Genomic DNA, 22,166 nt, shown 5'->3' with positions numbered 1-22,166 from the left:
GAGACCTATCCAGCCTTTCGGCCGGCCGGCGCATTTGCCCGCAGGAGCGCCATCAGCATCGGGCCGATCGCGAATTCTCCCTTTTCACTTCGCCGCGTCAGGTCGCGAAGATAACCGCCGGCTGAATTGATGTGGCCCCCGCGTTCCAGGATGCATGCCATCACGGTCGCAGCGTTCTCAGCGCCCATCACATTTGCCGCCTCCTCATAGGCTGACGGGCTGACGCCCAGCATCGATCGAACCGTGACGGCAGCGCTCATCAGCTCGCGCCAGTTGCCGATCACGCCATTCGGCCCATAGGCCAGGATTTCCGGGCAGGCCTGCAGGACCAGGCCAAGCGGGAAGGATTTCAGGCCGCCAGCATTATGGCGACCGCCCGGTCCCCCGCCTTGCCGTTCCTCCAGCTTGGTCATCTCGGCATCCTCGTGCTTCTTCCCTTCCATCGTCACGACCCCTCGCCCATTGTCTTGCTCCGCCGCTGCGCCCTGCTTCGTTTCGAAGCTTGGTTCAAGTTCAGAAGTGGATTCGGGATTTGAATTCTGTATGTGACGCTCGATATAATGGGCATTGCCGCGCTGTTTTGTTGATTTAATCTGAGTTTGCAGCCGGTTAAGGATCTCCGCCCGAAGTGCCGTCAATTCATCCAGCAGCTGTTCGATCTGGGCTGTCGTCGGCGACCTCGGCAGGCCTTCGACCAAGTCCCGAAATTCCTGATACAGCCCCTGCCAATCCCCTGGCACGTCCTCCTCGACGCCCGCTTCGATCAGCTTGGCGATATCACGGCGGCAAAGCGTGACGCGTTCGCGCAAGCGCTGGACGTGCTGTCGCTCCGCCATCACCTCGGCTGCGAGCTGCTCGATCTCCTCGGCCCGGGCAAGCAGTGGCGCCAGCGAGAAGCCGAAGGCCTCGTTGACCTCCCCTGCGCTGTCCCTGCGGACATAGCGCTTGCCGTTGGGACTGTCCTTGCGCAACAGGAGCCCCGCCTCGACAAGTGCCGCAAGATGGCGCCGCACCGTCTGTTCGGCCATGCCATGCGTTCGGAGCGACAGCTGGATATTCGACGGGAAGACGATCAAGCCGTTTTCCTGGGCCAGTTCGTTCTTCGGATAAAAGCTCAACAACGCGTTGAGCACCGCAAGCGCGCGATCGGTGATGCCGAGCAACGGCTTTGCTTCGCACAGCGCGCGAAACAGTTTCCATTTGTCGACCGACTGATCAGGCTTGATCTCGCTTGCCATGACCTGGTTTGCGAGCATTCCAAGCGTCATCGACCGCCGCCCAAAGGGCGTCGTTATACTTCCGGTTTCCATATCTTCCACCTCGACGAGGCAACAGAAATCTGCTCGCCTGAACGGCGCCAAAAACTCTTGACAGCGATTCTCGGAAGTGCGATTCTCGGAGGTGTTCAAGACTACGAGGAAAGCTTCCGTGACGGTGACGTTCGGGGGCTTTTTTCTTTTGCGCGTTATCTCCTGTTCAAATTGTCAGCTGACAATCAGTTAAACTGCCTCATTTTCCGTTATTTTCCTCTTCAAATTCGGCGGCGAGACCTGCCAACCGCCGAGCCAGGAAATCAGAAAATGCCGCCGATTTAACGGTGATGCGAAAGCTCTTGCCCGAGCGGCTCACCGAAGCAAGCGTCCCGCCGCTTTGCGTCCGAAGCGTCTGCTCGACCCGCTGCGGCGCGCCCTTCTCCTCCAGTGCCTTCCAGGTGACATCGAAGCGGCTATTGCTCTCCAGCGTTTGGAAAGCGGCGCCGGCGATTGCGGCCTGCACCTTCTTCCGCCCACCTGTCTCCCTGAATTTTTCGGCAAAGGCCAGCCAGCGGGGGCGCCCCACCTTGGGCGCAGGTCCAATGGCAAGGATAATCTCGGGATCGATCGTCTGCGCCACCTGCAGCAGCCGTGACGTTTCCGGTTTATCCGTCGCCAGCGCCTGGGCAATCATGTCGCGACTGAAGCCATGCTCATCCATGCGTCGCGCAAACAGCGCCCGTTCGATGAAACTCAAGTCGACACGCGGGCCGTTCTCCTGACCCTGCGCAAGGATCAACTCTTCATCCGTGAGTTTGCGCACCACGGCCTTGACGGCAACACCGGTCTCCGCGGCCGCACGCAAGCGCCGGTGGCCATAGGCGGCCTGGTAATGCCCGGCCTTTACCGGGTCCGGACGCACAAGGATCGGAACCTGCTGTCCGCTTTCCTGGATCGACTGCTTCAATCGCTCGAACTCGGGATCCTTGTCGACCGGGATGCGGTCACGAATAAAGGACATTTCGACGACAGCCGGATCGATCTCCAGCACTTTGTCGCCAGAGGCGAGGGACTCACGCAGGGCCTTGGCGGCCGCTGCTTCCTCTCCTAACCGTCCCAGCGACAGGTTCATCGCCTTGACCGCACCCGACGGCCGATGCGGCGGTGGCGCGCTTGGCGTCTCCGGCCGTGCCGGTTCGACGGCGCCAACCATGCTCTTCAGGATATCGCGACCTTTTGGGCTCATGTCCTGCTCCATGCACCGCGGATGAGTTGCTCGACCTCGGCATTGACGTTGTCGACGGATTCGACGCCGCGGTCATAGGTCTGGCGATGCATCGTCTCGCGGCCCGCCTCGTAGATCGTCTGCTTGGACAGGCCAGCGTCCGAAACCGCCGTTGACTTTACCATCATCGAGGTCAGCACGCGCTCGCCGAACAGGCTGCGCAGGAAGGCGACGATCTGCGCCTGCGGACCGTCATTGGACTCATAGCGGGTGATCAGATAACGCATCCAGTCATATTCGAGATTGCCGCCGGCCTGTTTGACGACGGCCAAAAGGTCGGAGGTCATCGTCAGGAACTGGTTCATCGACGCCACGTCGAGCATCTGTGGATGAACGGTGATCAGCACGGCAGTCGCAGCGCAGAGAGCAGACAGCGTCAGAAAGCCGAGGGTAGGGGGGCAATCGATGATGACGACGTCGTAGCTCTGTTCCAGCGAATGCAGCGCATTGCCGACCCGCATGAAGAACATGTCCTTGTCGTCGCGATTGCTGTCGGCCAGCGCCTTCGGCGTATCGTGCTCGAACTCGTGCAGTTCGAGATTGCCCGGGATGAGATCGAGACCGGGGAAATAGGTCTGGCGGACGATGTCGGCCACGTCACGGCGCGTCTCGTCATACTTGATGGCGCCGTAAAGCGTCTCGTTTTCACCGACATCGAACTCCGGCTGATATCCGAGCATCGCCGACATCGACGCCTGCGGGTCAAGGTCGACGGCGAGCACGCGATAGCCACGCAGCGCCAGGAACTGCGCCAGATGGATTGACGTTGTCGTCTTGCCGGATCCGCCCTTGAAATTGGTGACGGCGATCACCTGGAGATGATCGCCCGGCCGGCGCATCGGCAGATAGGATGGTTTGGTGCGCCCCAGATGCTGGCGCATCGCATGGATTTCTTCGAGCGAGAAGACACGGCGACCGGCGGACGTCTTTTCAGGATTGATGCTTTCCACCTGGGCAGTGAGATGACGAACATAGCTGTCGGTGACGCCGAGCAGCTTGGCGGCCTCGGTGCTGCTGAACCGCCGCAGCGACTTACGGGCATCGGGCGAAAACAACCGCTCGAACAGCACCTGGAGCTGGCTGCTGAGCATCGTCGAGTCCTGCGCAATCGTCTCGTCGATCGAGACTTGACTCGCTCTTCTGGCTTTCTCAACAATCGCGGCCTTGGTCGGCATTCACGCAAATCCTGATAAATCGGGCAATTTTGCGCAAATGATCGTGAGTCTCGCGATTCCGTCAAGCGAATTCTTGGTTAGCCAATATATAGCAAACTGAATTCGTCGAAAAAATTACGTGGAATTCCGGAATCTTAGCGCAATTGTCAGCTGACAACGGCGGCGAACCCGCATCGCCAAAGCCGCCCCGACATATCGCGGCAGGTTCTCGACGGACCTGAAGGCACCGCCGACTCATCTCGGAGATAACTGGGCTTGGCACAGGACCAGGTAAATGCCGCTTCCTATTTATAAGCAGACGAAGGGCAGAGGCTTTCGGCCTCCAAGCCGCGGACGGGCTCGACGCCGGAAGACTTGACATTCCCATCTTGGGATTCGGGATCGCGGCGTGACGGGGCAAGCCCGAGCATTTGTTCGAGACGGCCGGCATTGAGCGGAGCGCTTATTCCCTTGAAGTTCATCTTCCATCTTTCGTCTGCATATGAGCTTGCGTGAAGGAGAGATAAGCGCAATTTGAACCGGCGGAGAACCGCCCGCCGACTTTATCACCATCTTTTCAATGTGCGGCGAAAAAGGAGAGGGGCTCAATCAAGCATCGCTCCCGAGATGGCGCTTGCGACGGCGACAATGCGACGGCATGCCCGCGGATACGACGGCCGCGTTCCGTTCAGACTATGCGTACTAGAGGAGTCGCGAGTTGAGGATTGCAAACGCTCGCGCTATGCGAATCATGTCTGGAGAGGTATGATCGAAATCGTTAACGGTCCCGTATCGACCTACCCCTCCGGAAACCGGCACTTGCCTAGCGGAACCTATGGGCGAATTTGCTTCCGTCTACGGAATTCCTCGTTGTTTACCTGTTATTTACCATAAGGCCACGCAGCGCCGGCCGACTCTATATTGCGGTCCGCACGCAGGAGCGACATGATCATTGCTCTGCCGGCCGCTTTCCCGTTCTTGGTCGGGCTATCGCGCTTTCATTCCCTCGCGATTGGTGAAATGGGCATTGCCCAACCCTGTGCCGATGGTCAGCACCGCCCATGTCGATACGTCATCGATGAAAGGGATCTGCGACAGGCCCTGCACGACGGCGTCATTGTGCATCATCACGAATGTGCTGTGATCGCCGATTGCGGGAATGGCCTTCATCAGTGCGGCGGGAAGGTTGAAGCTGTCGCTTTCCCAATTGCCGCCCGGCAGGTTCTGTCCGCCGCGTTCGATCGAGCCGTCTGCCTTGATGATGCCGGGACAGCCGATCCCGATGATCGGGGCCGGCTTCAGACTGGCCTTTTCTGCCTTATCGATCAGTTCCTGCAACATCGCCGCCAGCCTTTCTACCGTCGCACTGCGGCTCGGCTCGTCGTCGGCGTGACGCCAGATCGTTGATTCCCAGACACTCGCATCGGCGAAGTGCGGTTTTTTTTCCTTTCCGAACTCGACGACTCCGGCACGGACGTTCGTGCCGCCGATATCGACGGCCAGCATCGCCTCATAGCCTTTGAACATCCAGGACGGCATGAGGTGGACGGAGCCGATCAGCCCAGCCTCGTCGGGATGGTGGACGATCGGGACGACCTCGATATTGATGCCGGCCGCCTTGAGCAGAACCATGGTCCTGGCGATCGTCAGTTCCCCGAAGCGGCTCTGCCTGAAGCCGCCGCCGACGACGATGCGCTCGGTCTTGGACCAGCGCTCGTCCTTGAGGAATTTTTTGATGACCTCGGCAAAGTCCTGCGCGAAGTCCTCCACCGCCCCCATGACCAGTGCGGCGGCCTCCATGTCGTCCCCTTTCAGCAGAGACTCGATTTTTTTCTTGGAAAGCTTGGCTGTCGAAACCTTCCCGATCGGGTCATCTCCGAACTTGCGGACATGTTTTCTCCAATCGTCGAGCTTCTGCTGGAAAGTCTTCTTGTTGGCGTTGTCGCCAACAAAGCCGTTCTTGTCACGCAGTTCATTGTTGTAGTCGTCGATCGTCACCAGCGGCAAAACAGTCGCGCCATGCGCCAACGGCGCGATGACCTCCTCGCTATTCTTGGAATTGCTTTTGGCCATCGATTTACCTTTGCGGCGCGAGTGCTTGAACGGGCGGCGAGATTAAACGCTGACCCGCCTTTGGATGTTCCCGTGCCGGCGACGTCATCTTGTCCTTGCCGGCGGGCGACCTAGCTTCACTGATTGCAAAGTTTGGAGAATGCCGTGCAGAACGACACCGCTACCCAGGAAATGCTTTCAATGGTGCTGGAGGAACCTGATCATTGGGCGATGTTCCTCGACATCGACGGAACACTGCTCAATCTTGCACCGACACCGGATGCGATTGAGGTCCCAGAGGACCTGCCCGGACACCTTCATCGCCTTTCCAACAAGCTCGGCGGCGCCTTGGCGCTGGTCACCGGGCGCTCGCTTGCTTATGCAGACGAGCTGTTCAAGCCCTTTGCATTTCCAACCGCAGGCCTGCATGGCGCCGAGATCAGGAGCGCCGCCGGAATGCATACGGTCGAGGCGACCCCCGAGTTCCAGGCACTGAAACATGCATTGACCGCCGAAGCCGAACATTATCCGGGAGTTCTGATAGAGGATAAGGGCGCCGCCGTTGCCGCGCACTACCGGCTGGCGCCCGAATATGAGAAAGTGCTCGAGGAGCGCATGCATCACTATGCGGAGCTGGCCGGACCGAACTGGGCGTTGCAGCTCGGTAAAAGGGTGTTCGAGTTGCGACCGGCACGGTCGAGCAAGGGCGATGCGCTGGAGCGCTTTTTTCAGTCAGATCCTTTCAAGAACCGCTGCCCCATTACTATCGGCGATGATTTGACCGACGAGTCGATGTTTGCGATCGCCAATGCGCGCGGCGGCGTCTCCGTGCGTGTCGGGGCCATCGGCGCCCCGAGCTGCGCCACGAGCCGGCTGTCTTCGGCTGCGCTGGTCAGGAATGTCATTGCCGCCCTGGCCGCCTGAGATGAATTTCAGACGGTCTCAAGGGCAGATTCCCGTCGTCTTTGCGCCGCCTGCGTTGCGTCAATCATCAAAAAAGTATCGGTTTTGGCCGGGAATCGTGGTGGCGGGCATGAAGCGAGCCCACTACACTCGTCATAATAATAAAGCCAAAAGGGAATTTGGCAGGCGGACGTAGAACCGCCCCTCGGAGGAGGAAACGATGGAACCTGACTTGGAAGTCGTTCAGATCAGACCGGGCGAATCCTTCGCAACGAAGGCGCATGGCTATCCCTATCACACCGTTCGCTGGCATTTTCATCCGGAATATGAACTGCATCTCGTCGTGGCGACCACAGGACGCTATTTCGTCGGCGATTTCATCGGCGAGTTCGAACCGGGCAATCTGGTGCTGGCCGGCCCCAATCTTCCTCACAACTGGATCAGCGACGTCCCGAAGGGATCGAGCATTCCGCTTCGATGCCAGCTAATCCAGTTCAGTGAGAATTTCATCAGCGACACGATGAAGGTGCTGCCCGAGCTCAATCCCTTCGAGCCGGTCCTCGAAGCGTCCCGCCGGGGCGTGCTCTTCGGCACTGAGACCAGCCGGCAGGCGGCGCCTCTGATGAACGAGGTGCAGCAGGCCCAGGGCGTACGCCGTATCGAGCTCTTCATGATGATCGTCGGGCTGCTCAGCCGGGCGCAGGATGCCCAGCTTCTCGCAAGCCCCAGCTATCTGCCCGACCCCTCGGGCTATATGTCGGCCGGCATCAATAAGGCGCTTGCCTATATCAGAGAAAATCTGACGAAATCCTTCGACGAAACCGATCTCGCTGAAATTGCCGGACAGTCCACAGGCGCCTTCTCACGCGCTTTCCGCCGCCATACCGGCATGTCGCTCGTGCAATATGTGAAACGCCTGCGCATCAATCTCGCCTGCCAGATCCTGATGAGCGACGAGCATGCGTCGATCACCGACATCTGCTTCGAGGTCGGCTTCAACAATCTGTCCAACTTCAACCGCCAGTTTCTCGCGGAAAAAGGCATGACGCCATCCCGCTTCCGGCGATTGTTGGGTGACAATATCAACGTGGCGAAGGCGGCATAAGGTCCGCCGAAGACGGCAATAGGGGAGGACAAGGAGGAGGAGCGAAAACTGACGCAGGCTTGAACGTGAGCGCGCGAGGAGCCGCTCGCGAAAGGAGACGCTTGTCCTCAGAAACAGCCGGGACAGGCACAGCCGCTCATTCAGCCGAACGGCACAGCAGAACACTGCAATCATGCACTACACGATTTTTTCCAATGGGAGGAGATGGAAATGACGAAATTTTCGACAAGAGCGGTAGGCGCCGCGGCACTTATGCTGTCCTTGCTCGGCGGGAGTTCCGCCTTTGCACAAAGCGCGGTTGCGGATGCAACCGTCGCGTTCCTTATGCCCGACCAGGGCTCGACCCGTTATGAAGAGCACGACCATCCGGGCTTCGTCGCCGAAATGAAGAAGCTTTGTGCGTCCTGCAAGGTCATCTATCAGAATGCCGATGCCGATATCGCCAAACAGCAGCAACAGTTCAATTCGGCGATCACCCAGGGCGCCAAGGTCATCGTGCTGGATCCGGTGGATTCGGCCGCGGCAGCCTCTCTCGTTCAACTCGCCCAGAGTCAGGGCGTCAAGGTCATCGCCTATGACCGCCCGATCCCGAAGGGCAAGGCCGATTTCTACGTCTCCTTCGACAATAAGGCGATCGGCAAGGCGATCGCGGAGTCGCTGGTCCAGCATCTGAAGGCCAAGAACGTGCCGACTGACGGCGGCGGCATTCTGCAGATCAACGGCTCGCCGACCGATGCCGCTGCCGGGCTGATCAAGGACGGCATTCATGAGGGTCTGGCGAGCGGCGGATACAAGACGCTTGCCGAATTCGATACGCCGAACTGGCAGCCGGCGAACGCCCAGCAATGGGCCGCCGGACAGATCACGCGTTTCGGAAAGCAGATCGTCGGCGTCGTCGCCGCCAATGACGGCACCGGCGGTGGTGCCATCGCAGCCTTCAAGGCAGCCGGTGTCGATCCGGTGCCGCCGGTGACCGGCAATGACGCGACGATCGCCGCGCTGCAGCTCATCATATCCGGGGATCAGTACAACACGATCTCCAAGCCGAGCGAAATCGTCGCCGCTGCCGCTGCCGATGTCGCCGTGAAGCTGTTGGCAGGTGAGACAATCAAGGCCGAGATGACGCTCTACGACACGCCCGCCCAGCTTTTCGTGCCGGCCGTCGTCACTGCCGAAAACCTGAAGGCCGAGATCATCGACAAGAAGATCAACACCGCCGAAGAACTCTGCACCGGCCGTTACGCAGACGGCTGCAAGAAGCTCGGCATCACCAAATAATCCAAAGGGAAGCGCGACCGCCATCGGTCGCGCTTCCGATTTCGCTTTTTCCGAAAGACCAGGCGATGTCTGAAACCTCTTATCAATTTGAGTCCCGCCAGCCCGTCCTCAGCCTGCGTGGAATTTCGAAGAATTTCGGAGCGGTGTCGGCGCTGACCGATATCGAACTCGACGTGCATGCCGGTGAAGTCGTGGCGCTGGTGGGCGACAATGGCGCCGGCAAATCGACGCTGGTCAAGATCCTGGCCGGCGTGCACCAGCCAACCTCGGGCACCATCCTGTTCGAGAGTCAACAGGCAGATTTATCGAGCCCCAGCGCTGCGCTCAATCTGGGCATTGCGACCGTGTTCCAGGATTTGGCGCTGTGCGAAAATCTCGACGTCGTCGCCAACATCTTTCTCGGAAAGGAGCTCAATCCCTTCCAGCTCGACGAGGTCGCGATGGAGATCCGCGCCTGGAAGCTTCTGAACGAACTTTCCGCGCGGATCCCGAGCGTGCGTGAGCCCGTCGCTTCGCTTTCCGGGGGCCAGCGTCAAACAGTAGCGATCGCCCGGTCGCTGTTGCTCGAACCGAAACTGATCATGCTCGACGAACCCACCGCCGCACTCGGCGTTGCCCAGACCGCCGAGGTACTGGATCTGATCGAACGCGTGCGTGAACGCGGCCTCGGCGTCATCATGATCAGCCATAACATGGAGGATGTGCGGGCCGTCGCCGACCGTATCGTCGTCCTTCGGCTCGGCCGCAACAACGGCACCTTCATGCCCGACGCATCCAACGAAGAGCTCGTCAGCGCGATTACCGGCGCATCCAACAATTCCGTCTCCCGCCGCGCCATGCGCCGCAAGGCACAGAGCCAAGAGAATGAGGAGGGAAGGCCATGATGAAGACCATTCAGAACGAACCGGCATCACCCGCGCTTCTCGACCGGCGCGACGAAAGAGTGCGCCATGACGACAGCCTTGCCGGGTCGGTCCGCGCCTTCTGGGACCGCATCCGCTCGGGCGACCTCGGCTCGCTGCCTGTCATCGTCGGCCTAGCGATCATCTGGACGGTCTTCCAGGCGCTCAATCCGGTGTTTCTCTCCAGCGCCAACCTCGTGAACATGCTATTCGACTGCTCGACGGTCGGCGTCATCTCGCTCGGTATCGTCTGCATCCTGATGGTCGGCGAGATCGATCTCTCCGTCGGTTCGGTCAGCGGCTTCGCCTCGGCGCTCACCGGCGTCTTCTGGGTCAATCAGGGCTGGCCGGTGGTCGCGGCGGTGCTCGCCGCGATGATCGTCGGCGCTCTGATCGGCTCGCTCTACGCGTTCCTGTTCAACCGCTTCGGGATGCCGAGCTTCGTCTCCACGCTGTCCGGACTGCTCGCGGTTCTCGGCCTGCAGCTGTATATGCTCGGAGCAACCGGTTCGATCAATCTTCCCTATGGGTCGTGGCTGGTGAACTTCGGCCAGATCATGGTCATGCCCGACCCGGTCGCCTATCTGCTGGTGGCGGTTGCGGGCTTTGGCTTCTTCTTCGCGAGCTACCGCACGGCGGCGCGCCGACGGGCGGCCGGCTTGTCCTCGAAATCGGTTGGCGGACTGCTTCTGCGTGCCGTCATCATCACCGTCGCTCTGGAAGCGGTCGCCTTCTATCTCAACCAATCCCGCGGCATTCCATGGATGTTTGGCCTGTTCGTCGGCCTGGTCGCAGCGATGAACTATGCGCTGACCCGCACGAAGTGGGGCCGCTCCATGCATGCCGTCGGCGGCAACAGGGAGGCGGCCCGCCGATCGGGCATCAACGTATCACGCATCTATGCGAGCGCCTTCGTCATGTGCGCTCTGCTGGCCGCGACCGGCGGCGTGCTGTCGGCAGCGCGACTGGCGACGGCCAGCCAGCAGGCGGGCACCGGCGACGTCAATCTCAACGCCATCGCTGCGGCGGTCATCGGCGGCACCAGCCTGTTCGGCGGACGCGGCAGTGCCTATTCGGCCCTTCTCGGCATCATCGTCATCCAGTCGATCGCCAGCGGTCTGACGCTCCTCGATCTGTCGTCATCGCTTCGTTACATGATCACGGGGGCCGTTCTTGCCGTCGCCGTCATCGTCGACTCACTGGCACGCCGCTCGCGCATTTCACACGGCCGGGCCTAGATCAACAGGAAAGCAGAGGAAGAAAATGGGACAGGATCTGTCTGGAAAAGTCGCGGCCGTCACTGGGGCGGCGTCGGGTATCGGCCTGGAGTGCGCCAGGACCGTGCTTGCATCAGGCGCCCGCGTCGTGCTGATCGACCGCAACGAAGAGGCGTTGAGGGATGTCTGCTCGAAACTCGGCGAAAAGGCAATTCCCCTGGTCGTCGATCTCTTGGATCCAAAAAGCGTGGCGCAGATGATGCCCGCTATTCTGGAGGAAGCGGGCCAGTTGGACATTTTCCATGCCAATGCCGGCTCCTATATCGGCGGTGAAGTGCTTGACGGCGATCCCGACGCCTGGGATCGCATGCTCAACCTGAACATCAACGCCGCATTTCGCTCGGTGCATGCCGTCCTGCCGCATATGGTCGGACGCAAGACCGGCGATATCATCCTGACGAGTTCGGTCGCCGGGATGATCCCGGTGGTCTGGGAGCCGATCTATACGGCTTCCAAACACGCGGTCCAGGCCTTCGTCCACACCCTCCGGCGCCAGGTTGCCAAGCATGGCTTGCGGGTCGGCGCCGTCGCGCCAGGGCCTGTCGTGACCGCTCTTCTGAGCGATTGGCCGCAGGAGAAGCTCGACGAGGCGCTCGCCGCCGGTGGTCTGATGGAGCCGAAAGAAGTGGCCGAAGCGGTGCTCTTCATGCTGACGCGCCCACGCAACGTCACGATCCGCGACCTCGTCATTCTGCCGCAGAGCACCGACATCTGAGCAGATGCGCCAGCCCCCATAGCCACAGAAAGGAAACGGCCATGATCTTCGACAGATTTCGCCTGAACGGACAGGTGGCGCTTGTGACCGGCGGCACGCGCGGCATCGGCCTGGCGATCGCCGAGGCACTCGGCGAGGCGGGCGCCAAAGTCTTCATCAGCGGGAGAACCCGCAGCGCGGCGGCGGAAGACCGGCTGGCCAAGGCCGGCGTCGATCGCGATTTCGTCGTCGCCGACATGATGACAGACCATGCTGCCGATAGGCTCATTGCCGAGATACTCTCACGGGCGGGTCGGCTCGATATCCTCGTCAACAATGCCGGCATCGCCATTCATGGCGACAGTGGGGAATTCTCCGATGCCATCTGGCGCGAGATCATGACTGTCAATGTCGACGCCGTTTTTCGCGCCTGCCGCGCAGCACTTGCACCGATGCGGCGCCAGGGCGGCGGCGTCATCCTCAATATCGGCTCGATCTCCGGCATCGTGTCCAACATTCCGCAGAATCAGGTCGCTTATAACGCCTCCAAAGCGGCAGTCCATATGATGACGAAGAGCCTGGCAAGCGAAGTCGCCGCCGAGAACATCCGCGTCAATGCCATTGCTCCCGGCTATATCGAGACCGATATGTCGCGCGGCGGCATCGCCAATCCGGATTGGTTCCCGACCTGGCGCAGCATGACGCCAATGGGCCGTGTCGGGCAGCCGGAGGAGGTGGCGGGTGCAGCCTTGTTCCTCTGCTCGGCCGCCGCAAGCTATGTCACCGGCGAAGTGCTGGTCATCGATGGTGGCTATACGACGCGGTAAGCGTCGGAGAGGGAAGGGCGGATTCGCGGCCCGGCAGCCAGGCCTCCTCCTTTTTGCTCGGAAAAGTTCAGGGCATCGTGCCGCAAGCGCTCTGGTAATCGGCCAGCACACTGTCGACTGCGGTAATCAACATGGTCTCGGGATCGCCGGCTTCGGCCGCCGAAATCTGCGGCAGATACTGATGCAGTAGCGTCTCCGGGATCGTCTTTCCGCGCAGCACGCTGAGCAGATTCTCGAACGCCCGGTCGGCCTCCGGCTTGTTCCAGTAATAGCGGATACGATCGCTGTAGCTGTAGTGCCGCTGCAGACGCAAAGCCGTCTCGTCGCCGTGATAATGGGCCTGCCAGTCGCCCGGTGCCGACAGCATCAGCGCGTCCATCGCGGCCATAAGCGGTCTATCGCCATAACCGGCAACCATCTCTGAGGCGATCATATCGAGCGCATAGGCGGCCTCACGCAACGCAAAGGTCAGGCCCGGGCCGACCTTCAGGATCGGAAAGCCGTCCTTTACCAGCCGCGTCAGCGCATCGCGCGTCTGATAATCCGTGGAATGCGCTTCAAAGACAAATTGCGGTTCCTCGTCGAGAAGGGCGGTCAATTCAGTCGCGAGCTCGGGTCTGTAGCCGATCACGTTCTCGCTGCCGAATTCGACGCCCGGCTGGACGACGAAGGCGATGACACGGGAAAAGGCGTCTTCCAATCCTGCGCGCGAAAAGATCTCGCGATGAATGGCGATCGTTGCGCGGGCGGCCTCCGGTGCGGTCGGCCGAAGTTCTTCCAGCGCATGGTCGGCGCCGCCCGGCACCGGAACTTCGGTGCCGAGAATATAAAGCGGCAGCGGCGCGCCGACCGCCTTCGCCGTCCTTTCGCTCACCTGCGCCAATCGTGCGGCGCGCTCGGCGATCGTCCGGTCGTCGAGTGCGGCCGGCTCGCCGGCGCAGCCCATCGAGGCATCGAGATGGATCTTGCTGAATCCCGCTCGGACGTAGGCTTCGATCATGGCCTCGGCCTTCGCGAGCGCTGCTTCCGGCTTCTCCTTGCGCCACGGATTGGGACCGAGGTGATCGCCCCCGAAGATCATCTGCGGACGGTCGAGCCCTTCCTCGGTAGCGATGCGCTCGGCAAAGCGGATGAAGTCTTCCGGTGTCATCCCGGTATAGCCGCCGAGATGGTTGACCTGATTGCAGGTCGCCTCGATCAGGACCGGCATACCATCGCGCACCGCCCGTCGGATGGCGGCCCTGAGTACGACAGGATGGGCGGAACAGACAGAGGTGATGCCGAAGGGTCTGCCTTCACGCCGGGCGGCGGCAAGACGGATCAACATCCGGTCCATCGTCTATCTCCTCGGGGTTTCGGCGATAAAAGCCGTGAGTTCGGCAAGGGTCGAGACGCCTTCCATCGGGCCGAGCCGGGTCACGTTGCGAGCACCGGCCGCGTTGGCATGGAGAAGAGCGGCCCCGGGGGCCATGCCTTTGCGGCGGCAGGTGAGATAGGTTGCGCCGAAGCAGTCGCCCGCACCGGTCGGATCGATCTCGTCGACAGCGAAGGCGGCGCAATCGACGCGCGCGAGGTCGTGGGTGAAGAAGGATGCACCTTGCTCGCCCCGCTTCAGGACGATTTCGCCGATACCCCGCTCCAGCAGCCTTGCGACAGCCGAGGCCTCGTCGGTTATTCCAGCGGCGGTGAAAAGCTCGTCGCCTGATGGCAGTAATAGGTCGGCCGCTGCAAGCACCTTGTCGAAGCTTTTCAGAGCGTCGCCATCCGTCAGCAATTCCTTACGGAGATTGGGGTCGAGGGAAACCGACCCGCCGCGAGCGCGCACCGTCTCAATGGCGTAAAGAACCACCTCTCGGGCACCGGGGATGGAAAGAGCCGTTCCCATGACATGCACATGGCCGGCCCGCTGAACGAGCGTCTCGGCGGCCGGCGTCAGGGCGATCTGACCGGCGGCGGATCTGGCGATGTTGAAGACGAAATCGCGGGCGCCGTCCTGCCGGTAGCGGACGAAAGCGCTGCCCGTCGGCCAGTCGGCGCTGATGGCAATAGCGGAGACGTCGACGCCGTCCCGCCGCAGACGCTCGACATTCAGCCGCCCGAAATCGTCATTGCCGACGCTGGCGATGATGCCGGCGGCACCGTCCAAACGCGCAACCTGATCAATGAAAATGGCCGGCGCGCCGCTTGGATAGGGCCCCGTCAGGGATTGCGGCTCCAGGAAGCCGGTACCGACGGTGGTCGCCATGATCTCCACCAGAATTTCGCCGATCGTGATCGTTGGCCCGAGCGTCTCTGGCGCAACTGTCCTGGGACGTGACGGCATCCGCAATCTCCTTCACTCCGCGGATCAATGCCGCGTCTTTGTACGCGCCATTCGGCCTATCGCTCCCTACCACAGCAGTCAAGAAATACTTGCCTCGCGACAACAATTATATTGCGTCGCAGAAACTAAGTCAGGGTCTGTCATATAGAGCAAAATGACAGTTGGTGCCGCATTTGGACTTGAAATCTCTTGAACACGGTTGACAGCAGACATGGACAAGCGGATACAAAGTTTACGCATGATAATATCATGCGTGCCTCAATGGAGATGGAAATGCGCCTGAAAGACAAAATCGCCCTGATTACCGGCGGGGCCCGCGGTATCGGACTGGGCTTCGCCGAAGCCTTCGTCAAGGAGGGTGCCAAAGTCATCATCGCCGATATCGACATTGATCGGGCGACGAGATCCGCCGCGGCGATCGGCCCTGCAACCAAGGCGATGCAGCTTGACGTTACAGACCTCAACGCGATCGAGACCCTCGTCGAGACGATCGATGCGGAGTTCGACGGCATCGACATCCTGATCAACAACGCCGCCATCTTCGACATGGCGCCCGTGAACGAGATCAGTGAGGAAAGTTATGACCGTGTCTTCTCCGTCAATCTGAAGGGACCGCTCTTCATGATGAAGGCCGTCTCGAACGTCATGATCAAGCGGGGCAGGGGCGGCAAGATCATCAACATGGCGAGCCAGGCCGGCCGCCGCGGCGAGGCGCTCGTGCTTCTTTACTGCGCTTCTAAGGCCGCCATCATCTCGGCGACGCAGTCGGCAGCACTTGCGCTGGTGAAATACGGCATCAACGTCAATGCCATTGCACCCGGCGTCGTTGACGGCGAGCATTGGGATATCGTCGATGCCCATTTCGCCAAGTGGGAGGGCCTGAAGCCCGGCGAGAAGAAGGCCGCCGTTGCCAAATCGGTTCCGATCGGCCGTTTCGCGACACCTGACGACATCAAAGGCCTGGCCGTCTTCCTGGCTTCCGCCGACAGCGATTACATTCTTGCCCAGACCTACAATGTCGATGGCGGCAACTGGATGAGTTGATCGCTCTACCCGCCACCCAAGCCAGGGGCCAGAGGAATGGAAGCCATCTGCTATACCGAAAAGGGCGTCGCGGTCACCAAGGCGCTGCCGTTGCCGGAACTGAGGCCCGGCCATGCGCTGGTGCGCGTGCGCGCGGCCGGCCTTTGCCATACCGATATCGACGTCCTGCACGGTCGTTACGGCGCGGGCCGCTTCCCGCTGGTTCCCTGCCATGAATATGCCGGCGTGGTCGAGGCCGTCGCGGGCGATGTCTGCGGCCTTGCCGTCGGCGCCCGCGTCGTCGTCGATCCCAATCTTCCTTGCGGAGAGTGCCCGGCCTGCCGCAAGGGGCTGACCAATCTCTGCCGTGACCTGAAGGCCTACGGCGTGACGGAGAACGGCGGTTTCGCCGAATACAGCCTGGTCAGGACCGATCACCTCTATGAGATCGGCGATCTCGATTTCAACCTCGCCGCACTCGCCGAGCCGCTCGCCTGCGTCTTGAACGGCCTTAACAGCGCCGGCCTGCGGGCGGGGCCGACAGGAACGGAAACGGCTCTGGTCTTCGGCGCCGGACCGATCGGGCTGCTGCTCGCGCTTTCCCTGAAGGCCGAGGACGTCTCGTCGGTGACGGTCGCCGACATCAACGAGGGACGTCTCGCCTTTGCCGAAAAGCTGGGGCTGGGGATAGCCGTCTCGGGTTCCCAGGCGCTCGCGGACCGCCGCCGGGCCTTCGATTTCGTCGCCGACGCGACCGGGATCGCCCGAGTCGTCGAAGGCACGATCGATTTTACCGCCGATGGCGGCACGATCCTCGTCTTCGGCGTCTGTGCGCCCGACCAGCGCGTTTCCATCGCCCCCTTCGAGATCTTCCGCCGCCAGATCCGTTTTGCCGGGTCCCATTCGCTGAACCGCAACATTCCCGAGGCGCTTGCCATCCTCAAACGGGACGAGGGCGCGATGGCTGCGCTGGTTTCCCATCGCCTGCCGCTCGGCGAGGTGTTGCCTTTCATCACCAGGAAGTCCGGCGATCCGGCAACGATGAAGGTACACTTCTCCATCGATTAATCTTGAACTATCGCCGTCGTCACGGCCGCTCGAGGGACCCGCTTTTCGTTCGGCGATGAGTCATCTAGAAAGCCGTCAGAAACGCCATGTCAGGAGATCAGGTGGTGGCAAAGACGATCAAAACCATGGAGGACTTTTCGGAGTTCGTCGGCCTGTCGCGTCCCACCGTCTCCAAATATTTCAGCGACCCGATGTCTGTGCGCCAGAAGACCCGGGAAACGATCGAACAGGCCCTGAAGAAATCGGGGTTCCGGCCCAATATGTTTGCCGTCAATCTCAACCGGCGGCGCAGCAACATTCTCGGCGTCATCATTCCCAATTCCACCGATCCCTTTTACATGGCGCTCACCCGCCGCATCGAGATGATCGCCAACGAGACGGGCTTCCTCGCCTTCGTCCTGTCGTCGGACGGCAAGGCCGAGATGGAGGATCGGGCAATCAAGACGCTGAAATCGATGAATGTCGCCGGCGCGATCATCGCGCCGCTCGGCGTCGAATCCCACCATGCGACGCTCGACGAACTCGGCCGCAGCGTGCCCCTCATCTATGTGGACTCGCCGCTCGACGAGACGTCCTCTTTCGTCGGCACCAACAATCGCCAGAGTTTCAGCCTCATCGTCGACTATCTCTGCCGCTCGGGCGAGCCGCCCTGTTATTTCGGCATGCCGCATGTCAACACCAACGCCCTGACGCGCCAGACGGCGTACCTGGAGGCGATGGAGCAGTTCCGCATGGCGCCCAGCATTGTCGAGCTTGCCGACAGCAAGAGCTGGGACTTCGAGCGCTTCGGCTTCGAGGAGGCGACCCGCATCCTGACGTCGGGCCAGGGCTTCCCGACGCGCACCGTGCTTTGCGCCAACGACCGCGTCGCCTTCGGCGTTATCGCCGCCGCTTACCAGCTGGGCGTCAAGGTCGGCCACGGCGTCAACCATGACCTGCGTGTCGCCGGACACGACGACCATCCACTGTCCCGATACGCCTGCCCCCCGATCACAACGGTCGCGCAGAACTATAGCGAGATCGGCCGGCTGGCGATCGAACTGCTGCTCGACAGGCTCGGCGAGGGGGAGGGGCCTGCCGCACCGGCGGGCCGCATTCTTCTCAATGCCGAACTGATGCTGCGGGCTTCAGCCTGATGGCCTCTCAGGTGCGGGGCAGGCCTGCCGGTCTCAGATGTTTCCTCAGCGCCGCAATTCTGAAAATGGCGTTCGCAGCGCCATAACCACGATAACCGCGCCGCTCGACGATCTCGAAAAACAGGCCCTCGCCATAGGTGGGGCTATAGAGCTGAAAATATTCGCCGGCGTCATCGCGGTCGTAGAGGATGTTGTTGGCCTTGAGGCGATCGGCAAATTCGGCGTCGAGGCCGAAGCGCGCTTCGAGATCGTCATAATAGTTCGGCGAAATCGCCAGCGCAACGAAGCCGTTGCCGGCAAGGGCAGCGGCAGTGGCGAAGATGTCGTCGGTCCTGAAGGCAAGATGCTGGATGCCGGAGCCGAAGGTCTCGGCGATGAAGCGGCCGGCGAGCGTGTTGCGGTTTTCCGCCCCGTTCATGGTGATGCGCAAAGATCCTTCGCTGTTCTCCACCACCTGGCTGCGGACGATGCCGGAGGGATCGACGATATCGACCATCGGTGTCTTCTCAGCCTCGACGAGCGAGGTGTAGAACAGCAGCCAGGTCAGCAGTTCCTCATATTTCATCGTCTGCGCCATATGATCGATCGATTGCAGCCCCGCCGGCTGCGGAGCGGCATCATCCTCGACCGCATCGAATTCGATCTCCCAAATGCGGCCAAGCTCGGTCTTGCGGTCGAGGAAATAGAGGACGCCGCCACCCACGCCGCGCACCGCCGGCATTTCGATCTCGCCTGTATCCAGCGATTGTTCGAACCGTTCGGCGCCAAGTGCGAGCGCGCGCTGCAAGGCTGCCTTGGCATCGTCGACCATCAAGCCCGCGGCGTAGGCGGAAGTCCCGTGGACGGCGTAGGAGGCGCTGGCAAAGCCCTTTCGCTCGGTGTTGATCACGAGATTGATGGCACCCTGGCGGAAAACCGCCACTCGCTTGGTCTTGTGTCTCGCCGCCTGCCGGAAACCAAGGCTTGCAAACAGCGCCTCGAGTTCCCGCGCCTCGTCCTCGTCGGCGGTGAACTCGACGAAAGCGACGCCCTCGACGGCAGCGCGCGGCGGCATTGAAGGCACCAGCAGTGCGCTCTCCGGCTGCTGGCGCTTCACCTGGTCACCGAGGTAGAGCAGCGAGCGGCGGCCGTCGACGGCAATCGCGTTCGGCGAACCGCCGCGGAACTGGTCGTTGAAGATCTCCAGCGAGAGATAGCCGTCATAGCCGGTTGCCGCCACAGCCTTCATGAAGTCGAGCACCGGCAGGTCGCCTTCACCCGGCATGTTGCGGAAATGCCGGCTCCAATAGAGCAGGTCCATGTCGATCAGCGGCGCATCGGCAAGCTGGATGATGAAGATCTTTTCCTTCGGGATCGACCGGATCGAATTGACGTCGATCTTGCGCGAGAGGGTATGAAAGCTGTCGAGGATCAGGCCGATATTGGGATGATCGGCCCGCCGGACGATCTCCCAGGCATCGCGATGGTCGTGGATGTGGCGGCCCCAGGCGAGCGCCTCATAGCCGACGCGCAGGCCGCGTTTGGCGGCGCGCTCGCCGAGTTCACGAAAATCCGCCGCGGCCCGGTCGAGACCGCCGAGTGATGCCGGCGAGACGTTGGAGCAGACCAGCACGAGATCGGTGCCCATGTCCTGCATGAGGTCGAACTTGCGCTCCGCCCGGTCGAAGGTGCGGCTGCGCAGCGGCTCCGGCATGCCTTCGAAATCACGAAACGGCTGAAAGAGCGTGATCTCCATGCCGAGGTCGCGCACCATCCGGCCGACCTCCTTCGGGCTTTCGTCGAAAATCAGGAAATCATTCTCGAAGATCTCCACCCCGTCGAAACCGGCCTTGGCGATCGCCTCCAGCTTGTCGCGGAGGTCGCCGCTCAGCGAAACAGTCGCAATCGATGTCTTCATCGCAGTGGTCCTTGCGAGAGCGTTAAGTCGTCATGGTCTTGAAATGCGCAAGCATGCGACCGGCATTCGGCTCCCTGCCGGTAATCACGCGAAAGGCGCCGACCGCCTGAAAGACCGCCATGCCGCCGCCATCAAGCGTCCGGCAGCCGCGCTGCCTCGCTTGCCGTAATAGCTCTGTCTCCAGGGGGAAGTAGACGATTTCGGCAACCCAATGCCGCCTTTCCAGGAGTTCGGGCGGAAGAGGCGTGCCGGGATATTTGGCCATGCCGGTCGGCGTCGCGTGGATGAGGCCGGATGCCGCCTTCATCGCTGCCTCGAGGTCGCCGCCGGCGGTGATCGACGCATCGGGAAAGAGCGGGGACATCGTTTCCGCCAGATCGACGGCGCGCTCATGCTCGCGATCGAAGACCGTCAGTCTCTTCAGGCCGAGCGTCAGGATCGCATAGGCGGTTGCGACACCCGCTCCGCCTGCTCCGAGCTGCACGGCCGAGGAAAGATCGGCCTGCGGCAGTCCGCGCCGGAAACTCTCGGCGAAGCCCCACCAGTCGGTATTATGCCCGAAGCGCCTGTTGTCCTTCAGGACGACGGTATTGACGGCGCCGAGCGCCCGGGCTTCCGGCGACAGTTCGTCGAGCAGCGCAATGACGAGCTGCTTGCAGGGATGGGTGATATTGAGGCCGGCAAGGCCGCGCGCTTCGGCATCCGCGACCAGCCGCGGAAGATCGGCCGGCGAGGCGTTCAGCTTGATGAGATCGATCAGCTCATAATCGTAATCCAGCCCCTGGGCCGCACCTTCCTCCATATGCATGGCAGGCGTCAGCGAGGCCTGGATGCCGGAGCCGATCAGCCCGGCCTTCAGCGGTTTCAGCAGTGTCTCGGCCATGCGCCAGGTCCCGTTTGCTCGTGGTGGGAAAGGCCCTCAGGATCGCTGCGGGCCCGGTTCCGCTTACTTGCCGCGAACCGTGTCGAGTTCCTTGAAGAGCTGCGTGACGGTCTCCGCGCCGATCTCAGCCGTGAACTTGTCGATCAGCGGCTTGACGGCGTCGCGCAGCTTCTGCGTCTCTTCGGGGCTGAGTTCGGCGACTTCCATGCCGGTCTTCTTGATTTCCGCGATCGCGTTGGCATCCTTTTCCCTGGACACCTTGCGCTGATAGTCGCGGGCTTCCGTCGCGGCGGACTGGAAGACCGCCTTTTCCTCATCGTTCAGGCCGTCCCAGAACTTCTTGCTGATGAGCACGATCTGCGGATTGTACTGGTGACGGGTAATCGTCATGTACTTCTGCACTTCGAAGAACTTGGCGTTTATGATGTTGGCGGCTGGGTTCTCCTGGCCGTCGACGGTGCCGGTCTCAAGCGCGGTATACAGTTCCGTATAGGGCAGCGGCACGGCATTGGCCCCGAGGCTGTTGAAGAGTTCGATCGGGATCGGCGACTGGATCGTGCGGATCTTCAGGCCCTTGATATCCTCGAGCTTGGTGACGGGATGACGGTTGTTGGTGAGGTTGCGGAAGCCGAGCTCCCAATAGCCGAGACCGACGAGGCCGGTGTCGGGCAGGAGCTTCATCAGGTCAGTGCCGAAGGCGCCGTCCATCACCTTGTCGGCCTCTTCGCCGCTGTTGAAGAGGAACGGAAGGTCAACCGCGCCGAACTGCTTGACGTTGCTGGCGAGAATGCCGGCATTGAGCACCGTCATCTCGATCACGCCGCCCTGCAGCGCCGACACGGTCTGGACGTCGCCGCCGAGTACGCCGCCCGGAAACAGCTTGACCTCGATCTTGCCGCCGCTCTTTTCCTTCATCAGCTCGGCGAATTTCTCCATCCCCATCACCTGGGGATGGCCCTTGTTGTTGGCAGCCGCGAATTTGATGCTGTGTTCGCGGATTTCGGCCATGACAGGGCTGCTCGCCAGGAGGGCAATCGGCAGGGCCAGCCCCAGAACCAGTTTCGTCAATCTAGTCAGCATGTTTTCCTCCCAGGATGAAGCCGGCA

The 22,166-nt window shown here is 61.3% G+C and carries 19 protein-coding genes; 10 read left to right on the top strand and 9 right to left on the bottom strand.

Annotated elements, in window-relative coordinates:
• Positions 1–5 precede the first annotated feature (5 nt).
• The 4 genes from repC to HJB91_RS19230 form a co-directional block, all read right to left on the bottom strand.
• Positions 6–1,310, bottom strand: a complete 1,305-nt coding sequence (gene repC, locus HJB91_RS19245) for a plasmid replication protein RepC (RefSeq protein ID WP_210633521.1) — start codon at positions 1,308–1,310, stop codon at positions 6–8.
• 199 nt (positions 1,311–1,509) lie between these two features.
• Entirely contained in the window at positions 1,510–2,499 is a 990-nt protein-coding gene (repB, locus tag HJB91_RS19240; RefSeq protein WP_210633520.1) for a plasmid partitioning protein RepB, read from the bottom strand.
• Positions 2,496–3,713: a plasmid partitioning protein RepA gene (gene repA, locus HJB91_RS19235; RefSeq protein WP_221155728.1), complete on the bottom strand. Its 1,218-nt coding sequence runs from the start codon at positions 3,711–3,713 to the stop codon at positions 2,496–2,498. The genes repB and repA overlap by 4 nt, the downstream gene beginning before the upstream one ends.
• 966 nt (positions 3,714–4,679) lie before the next feature.
• Positions 4,680–5,765 carry an ROK family protein gene (locus HJB91_RS19230; RefSeq protein ID WP_221155727.1) on the bottom strand — a complete coding sequence of 362 codons (1,086 nt, stop codon included), beginning with the start codon at positions 5,763–5,765 and terminating at the stop codon, positions 4,680–4,682.
• Positions 5,766–5,888: 123 nt separating this feature from the next.
• On the opposite strand from HJB91_RS19230, the gene otsB reads away from it, so the two are divergent.
• The 7 genes from otsB (at position 5,889) to HJB91_RS19195 (ending at position 12,730) form a co-directional block, all read left to right on the top strand.
• The gene (gene otsB, locus HJB91_RS19225) at positions 5,889–6,668 is read left to right on the top strand and encodes a trehalose-phosphatase (RefSeq protein WP_210633517.1); all 780 of its coding nucleotides are present in this window, start codon (positions 5,889–5,891) and stop codon (positions 6,666–6,668) included.
• A 199-nt stretch (positions 6,669–6,867) separates the two neighbouring features.
• Entirely contained in the window at positions 6,868–7,752 is an 885-nt protein-coding gene (locus tag HJB91_RS19220; RefSeq protein WP_210633516.1) for an AraC family transcriptional regulator, read from the top strand.
• Between the two features lie 204 nt (positions 7,753–7,956).
• Positions 7,957–9,030 (top strand): sugar ABC transporter substrate-binding protein, encoded by a 1,074-nt coding sequence (locus HJB91_RS19215; RefSeq protein WP_210633515.1) that lies wholly within the window; start codon positions 7,957–7,959, stop codon positions 9,028–9,030.
• A 65-nt stretch (positions 9,031–9,095) separates the two neighbouring features.
• The gene (locus HJB91_RS19210; protein ID WP_221155726.1) at positions 9,096–9,914 is read left to right on the top strand and encodes an ATP-binding cassette domain-containing protein; all 819 of its coding nucleotides are present in this window, start codon (positions 9,096–9,098) and stop codon (positions 9,912–9,914) included.
• The gene (locus HJB91_RS19205; RefSeq protein WP_210633513.1) at positions 9,911–11,170 is read left to right on the top strand and encodes a sugar ABC transporter permease; all 1,260 of its coding nucleotides are present in this window, start codon (positions 9,911–9,913) and stop codon (positions 11,168–11,170) included. The genes HJB91_RS19210 and HJB91_RS19205 overlap by 4 nt, the downstream gene beginning before the upstream one ends.
• A 25-nt stretch (positions 11,171–11,195) precedes the next feature.
• Positions 11,196–11,924 (top strand): SDR family oxidoreductase, encoded by a 729-nt coding sequence (locus tag HJB91_RS19200; protein WP_210633512.1) that lies wholly within the window; start codon positions 11,196–11,198, stop codon positions 11,922–11,924.
• A 41-nt stretch (positions 11,925–11,965) separates the two neighbouring features.
• A complete protein-coding gene (locus tag HJB91_RS19195) occupies positions 11,966–12,730 on the top strand; it encodes an SDR family NAD(P)-dependent oxidoreductase (protein ID WP_210633511.1) in 765 nt (254 codons plus the stop codon).
• Positions 12,731–12,797: 67 nt separating this feature from the next.
• Here HJB91_RS19195 and HJB91_RS19190 read toward each other — a convergent pair whose 3' ends face one another.
• Both HJB91_RS19190 and HJB91_RS19185 read right to left on the bottom strand, forming a co-directional pair.
• Complete coding sequence (locus HJB91_RS19190; RefSeq protein ID WP_221155725.1) at positions 12,798–14,066, bottom strand: D-tagatose-bisphosphate aldolase, class II, non-catalytic subunit; 1,269 nt, start codon at positions 14,064–14,066, stop codon at positions 12,798–12,800.
• Between the two features lie 3 nt (positions 14,067–14,069).
• Positions 14,070–15,053: a sugar kinase gene (locus tag HJB91_RS19185; RefSeq protein WP_221155724.1), complete on the bottom strand. Its 984-nt coding sequence runs from the start codon at positions 15,051–15,053 to the stop codon at positions 14,070–14,072.
• Positions 15,054–15,326: 273 nt separating this feature from the next.
• Here HJB91_RS19185 and HJB91_RS19180 point away from each other — a divergent pair, with 273 nt between their 5' ends.
• From HJB91_RS19180 to HJB91_RS19170, 3 genes are all read left to right on the top strand, one after another.
• Positions 15,327–16,097, top strand: a complete 771-nt coding sequence (locus HJB91_RS19180; protein WP_210633508.1) for an L-iditol 2-dehydrogenase — start codon at positions 15,327–15,329, stop codon at positions 16,095–16,097.
• Between the two features lie 36 nt (positions 16,098–16,133).
• Positions 16,134–17,144, top strand: a complete 1,011-nt coding sequence (locus tag HJB91_RS19175) for a zinc-dependent alcohol dehydrogenase family protein (protein ID WP_221155723.1) — start codon at positions 16,134–16,136, stop codon at positions 17,142–17,144.
• A 125-nt stretch (positions 17,145–17,269) separates the two neighbouring features.
• Positions 17,270–18,280, top strand: coding sequence for a LacI family DNA-binding transcriptional regulator (locus HJB91_RS19170; RefSeq protein WP_210633546.1), 1,011 nt, complete (start codon positions 17,270–17,272; stop codon positions 18,278–18,280).
• 7 nt (positions 18,281–18,287) lie between these two features.
• Here HJB91_RS19170 and HJB91_RS19165 read toward each other — a convergent pair whose 3' ends face one another.
• From HJB91_RS19165 to HJB91_RS19155, 3 genes are all read right to left on the bottom strand, one after another.
• Positions 18,288–20,177 carry a bifunctional sugar phosphate isomerase/epimerase/4-hydroxyphenylpyruvate dioxygenase family protein gene (locus tag HJB91_RS19165; protein WP_221155722.1) on the bottom strand — a complete coding sequence of 630 codons (1,890 nt, stop codon included), beginning with the start codon at positions 20,175–20,177 and terminating at the stop codon, positions 18,288–18,290.
• Between the two features lie 22 nt (positions 20,178–20,199).
• On the bottom strand, positions 20,200–21,060 hold the full coding sequence (locus tag HJB91_RS19160; protein ID WP_221102751.1) for a shikimate dehydrogenase: 861 nt from the start codon (positions 21,058–21,060) through the stop codon (positions 20,200–20,202).
• 63 nt (positions 21,061–21,123) lie between these two features.
• Positions 21,124–22,140, bottom strand: coding sequence for a TRAP transporter substrate-binding protein (locus HJB91_RS19155; protein ID WP_221155721.1), 1,017 nt, complete (start codon positions 22,138–22,140; stop codon positions 21,124–21,126).
• Positions 22,141–22,166 lie beyond the last annotated feature (26 nt).

Source organism: Rhizobium sp. NLR10b, from assembly GCF_019685435.1.
Taxonomy (GTDB): domain Bacteria; phylum Pseudomonadota; class Alphaproteobacteria; order Rhizobiales; family Rhizobiaceae; genus Rhizobium.
This window is presented reverse-complemented; position numbering and strand designations above follow the sequence as displayed.